Consider the following 16,628-nt stretch of genomic DNA (forward strand, 5'->3'; position numbering starts at 1 on the left):
CCTTAAAATTCCCACACTCCTATGTATCAACCCATACGCAAAACGGCCTTCTGCCTGAGTTGGCCGCTGTTTGTGGCCTCCGGGCTACCGCTGGCTGGTGCGGTGCTGCTGCCTTCCAAGGCCTGGGCCCAAGCCACTCCGCAAACCATTTCGGGCAAGATTACCAGCTCCGACAACGGCGAAACGCTGCCCGGCGTGACGGTGCTGCAGAAAGGTACCACCAACGGCGTCTCGTCTAATGCCGACGGCTCCTTCGTGCTGACGGCACCCCTGGGTAGCACGCTGGTAATGAGTGCCGTAGGCTACGTCAGCAAAGAAATTGAGGTGACGGGTACTACCCTGAACGTCACGCTGGCTTCCGATATCAAAGCCCTGAGCGAGGTAGTCGTAGTTGGCTACGGCACGCAGCGAGCGGAAGCGGTAACGGGTTCGGTGGCCTCGGTCAGTGGAGAGACCTTGCGCGAAGTACCCGCTGCTAACATCACCCAGGCCTTGCAAGGCCGTTTGCCCGGTGTAGAGTTTGCGCAGTCCTCCTCCCAGCCTGGTGCTACCACCCAAATTCGGATACGCGGTACCCGCTCACTTGGTGCCAGCAATGATCCATTAGTGGTATTGGATGGTATTCCTTTCCCGGGTTCAATCGGCGACATCAACCCCAACGATATCCAGAGTGTGGATATCCTGAAAGATGCGTCGGCCACGGCTATTTATGGCTCACGTGGGGCGAACGGTGTTGTCCTGATAACCACCAAAACCGGTAAAAAAGGGCAGAAACCGCAGATAACCTACGACAGCTTCGTTGGCGCAAAAACCCTTTTCGCCAAATACCCCATGATGAATGGGCCTGAGTTTGTTGCGCTTCGCAAAGCCGCCGGCCTGTATAAGAATGGCTTGGATGAAGCCGATGATGTAGATACCGATTGGCAGGATCTGTTGTATAAAACCGGTATTCAATCCAACCACAACCTGGGTGTTTCCGGTGGCACTGAGAACGGGCGTTACAACTTCAACGCGGGTTATTACAAGGAAGAAGGGGTAATTCCTACCCAGCAATACACCCGTTATTCCGTCCGTGGAACGCTTGACCAGGGAGTTGGTAAATACATCCGGTTGGGTTTCACTACCAACAATACCTATAGCCTGTCGGAGGGCTCTAACGTGGGTATATATGGTGTCCTGAACTCGTCGCCAATCGCCAATCCTTACAATCCTGATGGTAGCCTGAAAAGAACCATCAGAATGCCGTTGGATGAGCAATGGGTGTATACCCGCGACGTAGTAGAAAGCTTGAGTGATAGATGGTTAAGTGAAACCAGATCTATGGCCACCTACAATACCCTATTCGCGGAAGTTAAAATGCCGGGCGTAGAGGGGCTGAAGTACCGGGTCAACCTGGGGGTAAACTACCGGCAGGGCCAGGGTGGTTCTTACACCGGACAGGGAATCACCGCAGTGAACCCTACTACCCTTTCTACAGCATCCGTCAGTAACTCAGTTACCAGAGACTGGACTATTGAAAATATTCTGTCCTACGACCGCACCTTTGGTGAGAAGCATAACATAAATGCCATAGCCTTATACTCTGCCTCAGATAACACCTTCAATCGGTCGCAGGTTAATGCCCGGGATATTCCTTCTGATGCCTTCCAATACTACAACCTGGGACTGGCCGCCGGCGAAATCACCGTACCCACTGGTAATAATGAACAGCGGTATGAAAAATACGGTTTGTTGTCCTACATGGGGCGGGTGATGTATTCCTACGATGACCGGTATCTGTTATCTGCTACAGTCCGTGCAGATGGCTCCTCCAGACTTGCCCCCGGGAACAAATGGAAAACCTACCCGGCTGTGTCGGCAGGCTGGAACGTGGCCAAAGAGTCGTTTATGCAGGGTATTTCTGCCATAAACATGCTGAAGCTGCGTGCTGGTTACGGTATAACGTCAAACCAGGCTATTACTCCGTATTCTACCTTGGGCCGTTTGAGTACCCGGTTCTATAACTTTGGCCCCACCGGTTACCAGACAGGTCTGTTCGTAAGCCAGCTGCCGAACGCTGACTTAGGTTGGGAATTCTCTAAAACCTGGAACTACGGGTTGGATTTCGCTGTCCTGAAGAACCGTATTTCGGGTACCGTTGAGTACTACCTCACCAACACCGAGGATGTTCTGCTGCCCTTGCCATTGCCTGCCACTTCAGGCGTAGAGAGCTACACGGCCAACATCGGATCTACCCAGAACAAAGGGGTGGAACTGTCCTTGAACGGCGTGATTCTGGAGAACCTCAATGGCTGGACTTGGGAAGTGGGTGTCAACATGTACGCCAACCGCAACAAGATTACGTCGCTGGCCGGCGAGCAGCAGCGGGATGAAGGAAACTGGTGGTTTGTTGGCAAACCGATCAACGTCATCTATGATTACGAGAAAGTAGGCCTGTGGCAGGAAGGTGACCCATACCGAAGCATCCTGGAGCCCGGCGGAAACGTGGGTATGATTAAGGTAAAGTACACCGGCGATTACAAGGCAGATGGTACCCCTTCCCGAGCCATTGGCCCACAAGACCGGCAGGTGCTGGACGTGACCCCGAAATTTCAGGGTGGCTTCAATACCCGTGTTGCGTATAAAGGATTTGATTTCAGCGTAGTAGGTGCTTTCCAGAATGGCGGTATCCTCAACAGCACCCTGTATGGTGCATCGGGCTATCTTAACCTGATGAACGGTCGTCGGGGCAACGTGAAAGTGGATTACTGGACGCCGGAAAACACGGGTGCCAAATATCCCAAGCCAGGTGGCCTCGCTAGCGGCGACAATCCCAAGTACGCCAGCACGCTGGGTTACTTCGATGCCTCCTACCTGAAGGTGCGCACCATTTCGCTGGGCTATAACTTCGATAACAACGCGTGGCTGAAAAGCACCGGTATTAGCCGCCTACGGGTTTACGCAACGGCTCAGAACCCATTTGTAATCTTCTCTCCCTACAAGAAAGAGTCGGGCATGGACCCTGAGACCAACTCTTACGCCGACCAGAACGTGGCTGTAACTACCGGCGTTCCGGCCCGTCTGTTGACCATAGGTACTAACTCGCCTGCAACCCGCACCTACCTGGTGGGCCTGAACTTTACCTTCTAATAAAGAGCAAAATGAAAAGCTTCAACATAAAATTCTTTATCGGAGCGGCCCTAATATCAATGGCCGCGCCAGGCTGCACCGACCTTTTGGACGAAGAACCCCGGAGTATTTACACGCCCGAATTCTTTCAGACCGAAAGAGGCGTGAACGGTGGCTTGACCTCCATGTACGCTCACCTGCGCTACATCTACGGGGACGCTTACTTCTACAACGCGACGCTGACCGGCACCGATGAGGTAACCTACGGCCGGGATGCCGACGAGAACTTTCTGGCCATGGACTTCTCCGGCCGGGCGGTGCTCAACTCCAATAACAGCCGGGCGGATAGATTGTGGACGGCTGCCTTCCCGAACATCAACACGGCTAATGGTATTATCAAGAATGCCAGCGCAGTACCAAGTATTTCGCCAGCCCTGGTTGCTGAAGCACGGTTTTTCCGCGGCTTCGATTATTTCATGCTGGTCCAAACCTTTGGCGGGGTGCCGTTGGATTTAGGGGCGGGAGAGCTGCAGTTCAACGTCAATGCTTACCGCACCTCGGTCCGCAATACGGTACCCGAAGTTTATACCAAAGCAATTTTCCCTGATCTGCTGCAGGCAGTTGCTGACTTGCCGGCAACTCCGCGGGTGATAGGTGGTGCTACCAAAACGGTGGCCCGCCTATATCTGGCCAAGGCCTACCTGACCTATGCCTGGTGGCTGGAAAACCCGAACGGTATTCCAACCTACCCAGCGACTACCAGAACCGACCCTGCCGGTCGTACCGCCCAGTATTATTATCAGCAGGCGTATGATGTGGCAATGGCTGGTATTGAGAGCCCCGGCCCATTCCGTTTGCAGCCAACGTACTACGATGTACACCTGGCAACGAATGACCGCAATGCTGAAATGCTGCTGTTTGCTGACCACACCGAATCCAGCGAGCAGTACAACGGTGGCAGCCTGACCTTTGGTAACGGCGGGGCCCCAGATAACTTTGCCGGCTGGATGATGACCTGGAACTATACCAACATCAGAAGCGCCACCAATGCGAACGGATCTAATCCTGTCTCGTCGGTTCAGCGGGAGGCAGTTCAGCAGCTGGGTCGTCCCTGGAACCGGATGGCGCCTACCATTGGCGCCGTGGAAACCACCTTTGCCGACAAGACGAACGATTCTCGTTACGACGGCACCTTTACCACTGTTTACCGTGGCAACTGGCCCAAAGGCGGCATCGCTAACGCAACCTTGTACAATGCCAACAATCTGCCCGTTAGCCCAGGTGCCCCAATCCTGACTTTCCTGAACGAAGAGCCTACGACTGCTATTACGTACCCCACCGGAGGCGGTGCGAGCAATGTAGGAGCAGGAACGCTGCCTAACAGAGCGGATTATGTGATTTCGCCGCGTGGCATAAGCAGAATTGTGTACCCCGGCCTTTGGAAGCTTGGACCTTACCGGACCGATAATGGCTCCGGATTAGGACAGCCTAATGCTGCCAGTACGCGTCCGTTCAATATTGCCAAATTCTCGGAGCTGTACTTTGTAGCGGCAGAAGCTGCTGTAAAAGGAGCAACTACTAAAGCTGGTCAGGGTGCCAGAGAATTGATCAACGTTATTCGGGCCCGGGCCGGTAAATGGCGTTTCGACCAGAACGGCAACACGGCCAAGGTGCAGGATAATAGCGCGGCCATGGTTGCGGCCACTCCGGCTACAATCGATATCAACTACATCCTGGCAGAACGCTCCCGTGAGTACTATGCCGAGGGCTACCGCTGGTATGACTTGGTGCGTACCCAGAAATGGAATGAGTTGGCTTCTACCTACCGTATTGGCGGAATCAACTACGGAGACCATACACCACAAACCGTTACGCGTACCATTAAGCCGACTGACTACCTGCGTCCTATTCCGCAGGTTCAGCTTGACCGGATGGATGTGCCAGCATCGGAAAAAGCTGCTTATCAAAACCCAGGCTACCTGTAGCCTAGTGGAGAAGGGGTAAAAAGAGTGGGTGCTCGTAACTGAGCACCCACTCTTTTTACCCCTTTTTTTGACGCATTGTCAGGAAACGAATGCCGACTGGTACGTGCCGGTCTGTGGAGCTTCTGCAGCGTCGCCTACCGACGGAGCCAGCAACTACGGTTCCGGTGCGGCCTACGCGTTGCAGCCCATTGTACAGCGCGAAACTGGCCGTGCGGGCAGCAGGACAACGCAGAGCCCTGGTTACCGGCAGTAAGGGTAACCGTTGTCAGAACAGTTGAAATAAGCTGTGATTTCGCTCTGAAATCACAGCTTATTTTATGAGGGGGTACTGTACAACGGCCTAATCAATATAATGGCTTTAATAATCTCATGATAAACAATACGTTAAAGGTTTCGTTGCTGCTGACCATAGCCGCCGCGCAGCCAGCCACAGCTCAGGTGCGCCTGCCCAAGCTCGTGAGCGACGGAATGATTCTGCAGCGTGATGCCCCCGTAGCCGTGTGGGGCTGGGCCGCGCCCGGCGAGAAGGTAACCGTGACGCTGGCCGGCAAAACCGCCGCCACCACCGCCGGGCCCGACGGCCAGTGGCGCACCAAGCTGGCCAGCCTGAAAGCTGGCGGCCCCTACGAAATGACCGTCGCGGGCACCAACCGCATTACCATCAAGGATGTATTGGTCGGCGACGTGTGGGTGTGCTCGGGCCAATCCAACATGGAAACGCCCATGTCACGCTTGCGCGACAAGTACCCCGAGGTCGTGGCCCAGGCCAACAACCCTATGATCCGGCAGTTCAATGTGGATCTGCGCTACGCCTTCAACGGACCGAAAGCGGATGTAGCGGGCGGCAAGTGGGTAACGACTACGCCCCAAAATGTGCTGGCCTTTAGCGGGGTAGGATACTTTTTTGCCAAGGCGCTTTTCGACAAATACCGGGTGCCCATCGGAATTATCAAGTCGGCCGTGGGTGGTTCGCCTGCCGAAGCCTGGCTGAGCGCCGAGGCTCTGAAGGCTTTCCCGACCTACCAGCAAGCCGCCGAGAAAGTAAAGGACAGTACCTACGTGGCCAGCACGATTGCGCAGGGCCAGGCCGCCTCCCGGGCGTGGTACACCAATCTGCGGCAGCAAGACCAGGGCCATGCCAAGGGCTCGACGCCCTGGTATGCCCCGGCCTACAACGCCACGGATTGGAAAACCATGAAAATTCCCGGCTACTGGGCCAACCAGGGCCTGGGCCCGGTGAACGGCGTCGTGTGGTTTCGCAAAGAAGTAGACGTGCCGGCCAGCATGGTGGGCAAGCCCGCCCGCCTGGAGCTGGGCACCATCGTCGATAGTGACTCGGTGTATATCAATGGGCAGTTTGCGGGCACCACGGGTTACCAATACCCGCCGCGCAAGTACGAGCTGCCCGCCACGCTGCTCAAGCCCGGCCGCAACCTGCTGGTAATTCGCGTCATCAACAACGGTGGGCGCGGCGGTTTCACCCTCGACAAGCAGTACCGGCTCGTGGCGGGCGGTGAAACGCTGGATTTGCGCGGCGACTGGCAGTACAAGCTGGGCGCTGCGACGCCACCCACGCCCGGCTCCGTTTCCTTTCAGAACCAGCCCGGCGGCCTGTATAACGGTATGATAGCACCGCTGCTGCCCTACGCCATCAAGGGCGTGCTCTGGTACCAGGGCGAATCGAATACCGCCAAGCCTGAGGAATACCAGCCGTTGCTCACGGCCCTGATTGCCGATTGGCGCCAGCACTGGCAGCAGCCGGAGCTACCCTTCCTGTATGTGCAGCTGGCCAACTTTATGGCGACCAAAGACCAGCCCTCGGAAAGCAACTGGGCAGGCGTGCGCGAAGGTCAGCGCCGCACCTTGGTTGTGCCCAACACCGGCATGGCCGTGGCCCTGGACCTGGGCGAGTGGAACGACATTCACCCGCTCAACAAGGAAGACGTGGGCAAGCGCCTTGCTTTGGCCGCCCAGAAAGTAGCCTACGGCGACAAGAAAGTGGTGGCCTCAGGGCCACTGTATCAGAGCATGAAAGTGGCCGGCAATAAAGCCACGCTCAGCTTTACCAGCACCGGCGGCGGCTTGATTTCCAAGGACGGCAAGCCCCTACGCTACTTCGCCATTGCCGGCCCCGACAAGAAATTCGTGTGGGCCCAGGCGCGCATTGAAGGCAACAAAGTGGTTGTCTGGCACGACCAGGTAGCCACGCCGGTAGCCGTGCGCTACGCCTGGGCCGACAACCCCGAAGGCGCGAATCTGGCCAATAAGGAGGGGCTGCCGGCTTCGTCGTTTCAGGCAGAATAAGGTCGCGTTGCTCGCACTCCACCACTCAACTCACCCAATGCATGAAGAATACCTTTCTCACCCTGGGGCTGGCTACGCTGCTGGGCTGCGCCTCAAGCCAGCGCCAGCCGAGCGCAACGGCCGCCGCCCCGGCCGCAGTGCCCGAAGCCGCCACCGCCGTTAATCCGGCCGATCTGCCTTTCCGAAACCCCAGCCTGCCCATCGACCAGCGCGTGGATGACCTGGTGAGCCGCCTCACACTACCCGAAAAAGTGTCGCAGATGCTGAACGCCTCGCCGGCCATCGACCGGCTCGGCATTCCGGCTTACAACTGGTGGAACGAGGCCCTGCACGGCGTGGCCCGCACCAGCATGAAAACGACGGTATTTCCGCAGGCCATCGGCATGGCTGCCACCTTCAATACCGACGCCATGCTGCGCATGGCTACCATCACCTCCGACGAAGCCCGGGCCGTGCACCATGAGTACGCCCGGCGCGGCGAGCGGGGAATCTACCAGGGGCTTACTTTCTGGACGCCCAACATCAACATCTTCCGCGACCCACGGTGGGGTAGAGGACAGGAAACCTACGGCGAAGACCCCTACCTGACCGGCCAGCTAGGGGCGGCCCTGGTGAAGGGCTTTCAGGGCGACGACCCGAAGTATCTCAAGATTACGGCCTGCGCCAAGCACTTTGCCGTGCACAGCGGGCCCGAGCCCTCGCGCCACGAGTTCAACGCCCAGATTGGCGACTACGACCTCTGGGACACGTATCTGCCGGCTTTTCGGGACCTGATTGTAGATGCCAAAGTGGCCAGCGTGATGTGCGCCTACAACGCCTACGCCAGCCAGCCCTGCTGCGGCAGCGACAAGCTGATGAACGAGATTCTCTACGATAAGTGGAAGTTCAAGGGCTATGTCACCTCCGACTGCGATGGTATCAACGACTTCTGGCAGCACCACAAAACCGACCCCGATGCCGCTACCGCCGCGGCCAACGCCGTGATGCACGGCACCGACCTCGAATGCGCCACCGGCAAGCTGTTCACCTACAACTCGCTGCTGGAATCGGTGCAGCGCGGGTTGATTACCGAACAGCAGATCGACGTATCGGTGAAGCGGCTGTATAAAATCCGCTTCCAGCTGGGCATGTTCGACCCCGTGGAGCAGGTGAAATACGCCCAGATTCCGATGAGCGTGGTGGAAAGTGCCCCGCACCAGGCCCACGCTCTGCGCATGGCCCAGGAGTCGGTGGTGCTGCTCAAGAACGAGAAGAACACGCTGCCGCTGCGCAAAAACCTGAAGAAAATCGTGGTGCTGGGTCCTAATGCCGACAACGAAACCGCCCAGCTCGGCAACTACAACGGCTTCCCGACCAACAACGTGACGCCCTTGGAAGGCATCCGGGCCAAGGTGGGCCCCGGCACGCAGGTCACCTATATCCAGGGTGTTGATTATGCCAGCAACATCGTGTACGAGACGCTCGACCTGAATAAAAACCTGGCCTACGAAGGCAAGCCAGGCTTCAAGGCTGAGTACTTCAAGGGTACAGAGCTGGAAGGCCAGCCCGTGGCCACTGTGCAGGAAGCCGGCCTCGACCGGTATCTGGCCAATGTGAAGCAGGAAATCGTGCCGGGCCTGCTGGCCGAAAATGTATCGGCCCGCTACCGCACCACGTTCACCCCGGCGAAGTCGGAGCAGATGGCGTTTCAGATTACCGGCGACGACGGCTACCGCCTGTTTGTGAACGACAAGCTGGTGCTCGACAACTGGAAAGGCCGGGGCGTATCGACCCAGCAGCACACGATGCAGGTGGAAGCCGGCCAACAGCTGGACCTGCGGCTCGAATATTTCCAGACTGACCGCCGGACCATTCTCAAGTTCACCGGCGCACGGGTAGTGCCGATGAATGCGCAGAACATCCGGGCCCAGGTGAAAGACGCCGATGCCGTGGTGTTCGTGGGTGGCATCTCGCCCCGCCTCGAAGGCGAGGAAATGAAGGTGAACGTGGAAGGTTTCAGCGGCGGCGACCGAACCAGCATTGCCCTGCCCAAAGTGCAGACCGAGCTGCTCAAGGTGCTGCACGGCACGGGCAAGCCTGTGGTGTTCGTGATGATGACCGGCAGCGCCATTGGCTGCCCCTGGGAAGCCCAGAACCTGCCGGCCATCGTCAATAGCTGGTACGGCGGGCAAGCCACCGGTACGGCCCTGGCTGATGTGCTTTTCGGCGACTACAACCCGGCCGGCCGCCTGCCCGTCACGTTCTATAGGTCGGAAAGCCAGCTGCCGCCCTTCGAGAACTACGATATGGCCGGCCGCACCTACCGCTACTTCAGCGGCACGCCGCTCTACCCGTTCGGACATGGCCTGAGCTACACCACTTTCGGCTACCGCAATCTGAAAGTGGCTTCCACGGCTCAAACCGGTACTCCTGTAACCGTATCGGTGGAGGTGCAGAACACCGGCAAGCGCGCCGGCGACGAAGTAGTGCAGCTGTATGTGCGCCATACCGGGGCGAAAGGCCGCGTGGCGCTGCACGCGCTGCAAGGCTTCCAGCGCGTGCCGTTGCAGGCAGGGGAGAAGAAGATCGTGCAGTTTACGCTCACGCCCCGGCAACTGTCGCGGTTGGATGCCAACGGCCGGCGGGCCGAGCAGCCCGGCACTATTCAGCTTTTCGCCGGGGGCGGGCAGCCCGTTAGCCAAGCCGTAAGCAAGGGCAAAGTGCTACAGGCCGCCGTTACCCTGACCGGTACCAGCGTTGCCCTCGACTAGAGACGCCGGAATTGATTTCCTTTCTCGGCCGGGGAGAGAAATCAGTTCCGGCGCTTTCGTCCTACCAATCGGTAGCCTCTTCACTATTCAATGATTATCCGGTAATTATTTCCCGAAAAATATTTTTCGGGCGCTCACCTATCGAAACCGTTTCCGGAAACGGTTTCGATATTTTATCTTCGAAATTGGCCTGTAAACAAGGTTTTTACATGGGCTTTCCTATCTCCGAGCCCACTATCTTCGAAGAGAAGTCAGGCCTACCGGCCGGCCACCGCTCTGAGTACCGCTCGTTGCAGGCATCATCGGCAAGGATGAGCGCCTGGCACTTTCTCTTCAAAAACCCCACCTGGCAATGCTACCCTCTCAGAGGTAGTGCGCGCCATCTTTCACCCCCATGAAATACCTCCTCGGCTACGACATTGGCAGCTCGTCCATCAAGGCGTCGTTGCTCAGTATTGACACCGGCCGGTGCGTGGCTTCGGTCACCTCGCCGAAAAAGGAGATGGAAATAACCGCGCTCCAGCCCGACTGGGCCGAACAGCGCCCCGAGCGGTGGTGGCAGGAAGTCGTAAATGCTACCCTGCAGCTGCGCGCCGACTACGATTTCGACACGGCCCTGATTGCCGGTATCGGCATTACCTACCAGATGCACGGCCTCGTGCTCGTCGACAAAGACGGTGAGGTACTGCGCCCCGCCATTATCTGGTGCGACAGCCGCGCCGTGGATTACGGCAACCAGGCATTCCAAGACCTGGGCCAGGAATATTGCCTGAGCAACTTCCTCAACTCGCCCGGTAACTTCACGGCCTCCAAGCTGAAGTGGGTGCGCGAAAATGAGCCCGCCATCTACGAGCGGATTCACAAAATCCAGCTGCCCGGCGACTACATTGCTTTCAAGCTTACGGGCCAACTCCAGACCACCGTGTCGGGCTTGTCGGAGGGTGTGTTCTGGAATTTCAAGCAGCAGGCCATTGCCCAGGAGTTGCTCGACTATTATGGCATCAGTTCTGCCCTGCTGCCCGAAGTCGTCGACACCTTCTCGGTGCAGGGCCACCTGAGCGCCGAAGCGGCGCGGGAGCTGGGCCTCACGGCCGGTACGCCCATCAGCTACCGGGCCGGCGACCAGCCCAACAACGCCTTTTCGCTGAATGTGCTGCAGGCCGGCGAAATAGCCGCTACGGCCGGAACCAGCGGCGTGGTCTACGGCATCAACGAAACCATGACCTCGGATTCCCGTTCCCGGGTCAATTCATTTGTGCACGTAAACAGCACGCTGGAGCAGCCCAAGAACGGCGTGCTGATGTGTATGAACGGCACCGGGATTCTGAACAGCTGGCTGCGCAAAGTCCTGGGCGATATTCCCTACGAGGACATGAACCAGCTGGCCGCGCAAGCCCCGATTGGCTCCGAGGGCCTCACGTTTCTGCCCTTCGGCAACGGCGCCGAGCGAATTCTGGAAAACCGCCAGCTCGAAGCCGAATTACGCGGCCTCAACTTCAACCAGCACGGCCGGGTGCACGTGGCCCGCGCCGCCCAGGAAGGCATCGTCTTCGCCCTGAACTACGGCGTCGACATCATGCGCGAATCCGGGGTGCAGGTGCGCAAAGTGCGGGCCGGCAACGCCAACATGTTTTTGAGCCCCATTTTCCGCGAAGCCTTCGTGAATAGTGCGGGCGTGGAGCTGGAGCTGTTCAACACCGATGCAGCCCAAGGCGCGGCCCGTGGCGCGGGCGTCGGGGCCGGCATCTACGCCAGCACTTCCGAGGCGTTCAACGGGCTGGAACGCATCCTCACGCTGGAGCCCCAGGCCCAGCTGCAGGAACAATATCAGGCTGCCTACACCCGCTGGCAGGCCATTCTCAATCAAATCGTACCATTACCAACCACCCCTCGGCATGTCATCCAACACGCTTTCTAAAACCGAGTATTTCACCGGCATCGACACCATTCGCTTCGAAGGACGCGAATCGGACAATCCGTTGGCCTTCAAGTGGTACGACGAAAACCGCATCGTAGCTGGCAAAACCATGAAGGAGCACCTGCGCTTCGCGGTTTCGTACTGGCATACCTTCACCGGCACCGGTGGTGACCCGTTCGGCCCCGGCACCAAGCAATTCGCCTGGGATTCGCACCACGAAATTATCGGCCGCGCCAAAGACAAGATGGACGCCGCCTTCGAGTTCTTCACCAAGCTCGGCACGCCCTACTACTGCTTTCACGACATTGACCTCGTGGACGAAGGCAACTCGCTGGCCGAGTACGAGCGCAACCTGGCGGCCATCGTCGACTACGCCAAGGAGCACCAGGCCGCTACCGGCGTGAAGCTGCTGTGGGGCACGGCCAACGTGTTTTCGAACCCGCGCTACATGAACGGGGCCAGCACCAATCCCGACTTTCAGGTGGTAGCCCACGCCGCTACCCAGGTGAAAAACGCCATTGACGCCACCATTGCCCTGAACGGCGAAAACTACGTGTTCTGGGGTGGCCGCGAGGGGTACATGACCCTGCTCAACACCAACATGAAGCGCGAGCAGGAGCACATGGGCCGCTTCCTGACCATGGCCCGCGACTACGCCCGCCAGCAGGGTTTCACCGGCAAGTTCTTCATTGAGCCCAAGCCCGCCGAGCCCACCAAGCACCAGTACGACTTCGACGCGGCCACGGTAATTGGTTTCCTGAAGCAGCATGGGCTGGAAAACGACTTCATGCTCAACCTGGAAGTAAACCACGCCACCCTGGCTGGTCACACCTTCGAGCACGAGCTGCAAGTGGCGGCTGATGCTAACATGCTGGGCTCGATGGACGCCAACCGTGGCGACTACCAGAACGGCTGGGACACCGACCAGTTTCCCAACAACCTCAACGAGCTGACCGAGTCGATGCTCATCATCCTCGAAGCCGGTGGTTTCAAGCACGGCGGCATCAACTTCGACGCCAAAACCCGCCGCAACTCGACCGACTTGGAGGACATCTTCATTGCCCACATTGCCGGCATGGACACCTTCGCCCGCGCCCTGGTAACGGCCGATGCCATCCTGGAAAAGTCGGCCTACCGCAAGTTCCGGCAGGAGCGCTATGCCTCATTCGACTCCGGTGCCGGTGCCGCTTTCGAGAAAGGTCAGCTGACGTTGGAAGACCTGCGCAAGATTGCCCACGAAACGGGTGAGCCTACGCCGAAGAGTGGCAAGCAGGAGTGGCTGGAAAGCATCATCAACCAGTACATCTAGAAACTAAAAAGGTGAGAGAGGAACGTTGGCCGCGCCGGTGCTGTAACGCCGGCCGGCCAACGGAACTTTCGCTCACGGAACAGCTTTCCTGAAAGCCCGGCCCGGTGCCGCCTTTCAGGTAGTGTGGGAGAGGGAAGCAGAAAAGAGGCGTACCAGCGCGCAGTGCGAATCGAGGGAGAGCTTTTCGCATTGCGTTGGCAGCTACGATACTGCCGGCTGGCACGCCTCACTGCGCCTCCTTTTCAACGCTTCTAATTCAGAAATAAGGCTTGAATTGCGGCGGCCCCTGCTTTTCTACTGGAAAATATCTGGTAGAAAATCAGGGTTTTATAGCAAAATAAACTGCCTGAGGTAAAGCCCAAAGAAGTAGTTTCCTCATCTTTGGAACGACTTCTAACTGAAACCCTATGAATCCATTAGTTGACATCCGTCAATTCGACCAAAGCATCTGGCTGGACTTTATCCGCCGTAAGATCCTGATCAACGGTGAGTTGCAGCGGCGTATCACCGATGAGGCTTTGCGCGGCGTAACTTCCAACCCGGCCATTTTCGAGAAGGCCATTGGCGGCTCCGACGACTACGACGCGGCCATCCGCAGCCTGGCCCTGCAGGGCAAAACCACCGACGAAATCTACACCGCCCTGGCCGTGGCCGACGTGCAGCACGCCTGCGACCTGTTCCGTCCGCTCTACGACAGCCACGATAATTCCAGTGACGGTTACGTAAGCCTGGAAGTGTCGCCGGCACTGGTGAATGACACCGAAGGCACAATTGAGGAAGGCATCCGTTTCTGGAAAACGGTGAACCGCCCCAACGTCATGATTAAGGTGCCGGCCACCCTGGAAGGCCTGCCCGCCATTCGTCGTCTCATTGCCGAAGGCATCAACGTCAACGTAACCCTGATTTTTGGTCTGGAGCGCTACCGCCTCGTGGCCGAAGCCTTCCTGGCCGGCCTCGAAGACCGGGTGAAAGCCGGTCTGCCCATCAAGAACATTGACTCCGTCGCCAGCTTCTTCCTCTCGCGCATCGACGTGCTGATTGACCCGATGCTGGAGAAAATTGCCGCCGAAGGTGGGGCGAAAGGCGAGCTGGCCCAATCAATGGTGGGTGAAGTAGCCCTGGCCAGCGCCAAGCAAGCCTACCAGATCTACAAGGAGATTTTTGCCGGTCCGCGCTGGGAAGCCTTGGCCGCCCAGGGTGCCGATACGCAGCGCCTGCTGTGGGCCAGCACCGGCAACAAGAACCCTAAGTATGACGACCTGAAGTACGTGGAGAACCTCATCGGCCCCAAAACAGTGAATACCGTGCCGGTGGAAACCCTCGACATCTTCCGCGAAAAAGGCAAACCCGCCAATCGCCTCGAAGACGGCCTCGACAAAGCCGCCGAGGTGCTGCGCCGCCTGCCCGAGCTGGGCATCAACCTGGAAGAGCAAACCAACTTCCTGGAAGTCGACGGCGCCAAGAAATTCAACGAGCCCTTCGGCAAGCTGATGGACTCCATCGAGAAAAAACGCCTGACTTCGCTCGACACGACCGTAGCCGAAGCCACCATGCAGCTGGGCCAGTACCAGGCCGCCGTGGATGCCAAGGTGCAGGAGTTCAACGCCAAGAACTTCACCCGCGGCTTCTGGGACAAGAAAGCCGACTTGTGGGTGCAGGACGAGGACGGTCAGAACAGCATCCGCTCGTTTATGGGCTGGCTGCGCGTGGCCGAAACGATGGTGGGCGCGGTGCCCGAAATCGAGCAGTTCGTCAACGAAGTAAAAGCTGCGGGCTTCAAGCACGTGGTGGTAATGGGCATGGGCGGCAGCACGATGGCGCCGATTGTGTTCAAATCCTCGTTCCCGATGGGCGAGAACGGCCTGCCCATGTCGGTACTCGACACGACGGACCCCGGCACGGTGCGCCAGATTGAAGAATCGGTGCCGCTGGCCGAGACGCTGTTTATCGTGGCCAGCAAGTCGGGCACCACGGCCGAGCCCCTGGCTTTCGGCGACTATTTCTACGACCGGCTGAAGCAAATCAAAGGCGACAAAGCTGGCGAGAACTTCGTGGCTATTACCGACCCGGGCTCCAAGTTCGTGACTTCGGCCACCGAGCAGGGCTACCGCCGCATCTTCCTAAACTTCGCCGAAGTGGGCGGCCGTTTCTCGGCTTTGTCGTACTTCGGGCTGGTGCCCGCCGCTTTGTACGGCTTGCCCATTGGCGAAATACTGGAGCGTGCTATTCGCATGATGCGGGCCAACGGCGCGTATGGTTCGGTAGAGCAGAATCCCGGGCTGGAGCTGGGTGTGGCGCTGGGCGTATTGGCGCAGCAGGGCCGCGACAAGCTTACCCTGATTGTGCCCGATTCTCTGGCTGATCTGGGCTTGTGGCTGGAGCAGCTCATTGCCGAAAGCACTGGCAAGGAAGGCAAAGGCATTCTGCCCGTGGCCGGCGAGCCAGCCCGCGAGCCGGAAGTGTACGGCCAGGACCGCGTGTTCGTGTACGTGGGCTACGAAAACGACGCTGACGCTGATAATACGGCCAAAATTGCCGCGCTGCAGGCTGCTGGTCACCCGGTTATTTCGGTGCGCATGACCGATGCCCTGGACCTCGGAGCCGAGTTCTTCCGCTGGGAAGTGGCTACGGCCGTGGCCAGTGCCGTGCTCGAAATCAACCCCTTCGACCAGCCCAACGTGCAGGCCGCCAAAACCGCTACCGACAGCCTGATGAAGGTGGTGCAGGAAAAAGGCAGCCTGCCCCAGGGCGACGCTCCGAAAGTGACGGAAAACGGCGTATCGTTCTACTCGGCCGTATCGGGTAACTCGGCCGCCGAGGTAATCCAGAACTTCTTCGGCCAGGCTAAGCTCGGCGACTTCCTTAACATTCAGGCTTACCTGACTGAGTCGGAGGAGCTGAACAAAGGGCTGGCTGAGCTGCGCACCCAGGTACAGGAGCAGCTGCACTTGGCTACCACTTCGGGTTACGGACCGCGCTTCTTGCACTCCACGGGCCAGTACCACAAGGGCGGCCCCGACAAGGGCTTGTTCGTGCAATTCACCGTCGACCACCCGCAGGACCTCGCGCTGCCAGGCCGTTCGTACACCTTCGGGACGTTCAAAAACGCCCAGGCCGCCGGTGACTTGCAGGCCCTGCACGACTACAACCGCCGCACGCTGCGCATCCACCTCGGCGACAATGCCGAGCAGGGTTTGCGCACGGTGCTGAGTGCGTTGCAGTCGGCGCCGCTGACCGCAACTACCGCGTAAGAA

7 protein-coding genes are annotated in these 16,628 nt (G+C 58.4%); all 7 read left to right on the forward strand.

All coding sequences use genetic code 11. The annotated features are described in order from the left end of the window. The first annotated feature begins 21 nt into the window (after nt 1-21). The 7 genes from LGH70_RS19765 to LGH70_RS19795 all read left to right on the forward strand — a co-directional run bounded on the left by LGH70_RS19765 (nt 22) and on the right by LGH70_RS19795 (nt 16,625). Nucleotides 22-3,129, forward strand: a complete 3,108-nt coding sequence (locus LGH70_RS19765) for a SusC/RagA family TonB-linked outer membrane protein (RefSeq protein ID WP_226189311.1) — start codon at nt 22-24, stop codon at nt 3,127-3,129. Nucleotides 3,130-3,140: 11 nt separating this feature from the next. After that, a complete protein-coding gene (locus LGH70_RS19770; protein ID WP_226189314.1) occupies nt 3,141-5,093 on the forward strand; it encodes a RagB/SusD family nutrient uptake outer membrane protein in 1,953 nt (650 codons plus the stop codon). Between the two features lie 369 nt (nt 5,094-5,462). Beyond that, the gene (locus tag LGH70_RS19775) at nt 5,463-7,397 is read left to right on the forward strand and encodes a sialate O-acetylesterase (RefSeq protein WP_226189317.1); all 1,935 of its coding nucleotides are present in this window, start codon (nt 5,463-5,465) and stop codon (nt 7,395-7,397) included. 41 nt (nt 7,398-7,438) lie between these two features. Then, the gene (locus tag LGH70_RS19780) at nt 7,439-10,147 is read left to right on the forward strand and encodes a glycoside hydrolase family 3 C-terminal domain-containing protein (protein WP_226189319.1); all 2,709 of its coding nucleotides are present in this window, start codon (nt 7,439-7,441) and stop codon (nt 10,145-10,147) included. A gap of 394 nt (nt 10,148-10,541) precedes the next feature. After that, nucleotides 10,542-12,065 carry a xylulokinase gene (locus LGH70_RS19785; protein WP_226189322.1) on the forward strand — a complete coding sequence of 508 codons (1,524 nt, stop codon included), beginning with the start codon at nt 10,542-10,544 and terminating at the stop codon, nt 12,063-12,065. Next, nucleotides 12,043-13,374 (forward strand): xylose isomerase, encoded by a 1,332-nt coding sequence (gene xylA, locus LGH70_RS19790; protein ID WP_226189324.1) that lies wholly within the window; start codon nt 12,043-12,045, stop codon nt 13,372-13,374. The genes LGH70_RS19785 and xylA overlap by 23 nt, the downstream gene beginning before the upstream one ends. A gap of 407 nt (nt 13,375-13,781) precedes the next feature. Beyond that, the gene (locus tag LGH70_RS19795) at nt 13,782-16,625 is read left to right on the forward strand and encodes a bifunctional transaldolase/phosoglucose isomerase (RefSeq protein ID WP_226189327.1); all 2,844 of its coding nucleotides are present in this window, start codon (nt 13,782-13,784) and stop codon (nt 16,623-16,625) included. Nucleotides 16,626-16,628: the final 3 nt, after the last annotated feature.

Source organism: Hymenobacter nitidus, assembly GCF_020447315.1.
GTDB lineage: Bacteria > Bacteroidota > Bacteroidia > Cytophagales > Hymenobacteraceae > Hymenobacter > Hymenobacter nitidus.

What these genes read in the sequence shown, in the direction of transcription:
- LGH70_RS19765 (WP_226189311.1), top strand. Translation starts at nt 22, where the DNA reads ATGTATCAACCCATACGCAAAACGGCCTTCTGCCTGAGTTGGCCGCTG.
- LGH70_RS19770 (WP_226189314.1), top strand. Translation starts at nt 3,141, where the DNA reads ATGAAAAGCTTCAACATAAAATTCTTTATCGGAGCGGCCCTAATATCA.
- LGH70_RS19775 (WP_226189317.1), top strand. Translation starts at nt 5,463, where the DNA reads ATGATAAACAATACGTTAAAGGTTTCGTTGCTGCTGACCATAGCCGCC.
- LGH70_RS19780 (WP_226189319.1), top strand. Translation starts at nt 7,439, where the DNA reads ATGAAGAATACCTTTCTCACCCTGGGGCTGGCTACGCTGCTGGGCTGC.
- LGH70_RS19785 (WP_226189322.1), top strand. Translation starts at nt 10,542, where the DNA reads ATGAAATACCTCCTCGGCTACGACATTGGCAGCTCGTCCATCAAGGCG.
- xylA (WP_226189324.1), top strand. Translation starts at nt 12,043, where the DNA reads ATGTCATCCAACACGCTTTCTAAAACCGAGTATTTCACCGGCATCGAC.
- LGH70_RS19795 (WP_226189327.1), top strand. Translation starts at nt 13,782, where the DNA reads ATGAATCCATTAGTTGACATCCGTCAATTCGACCAAAGCATCTGGCTG.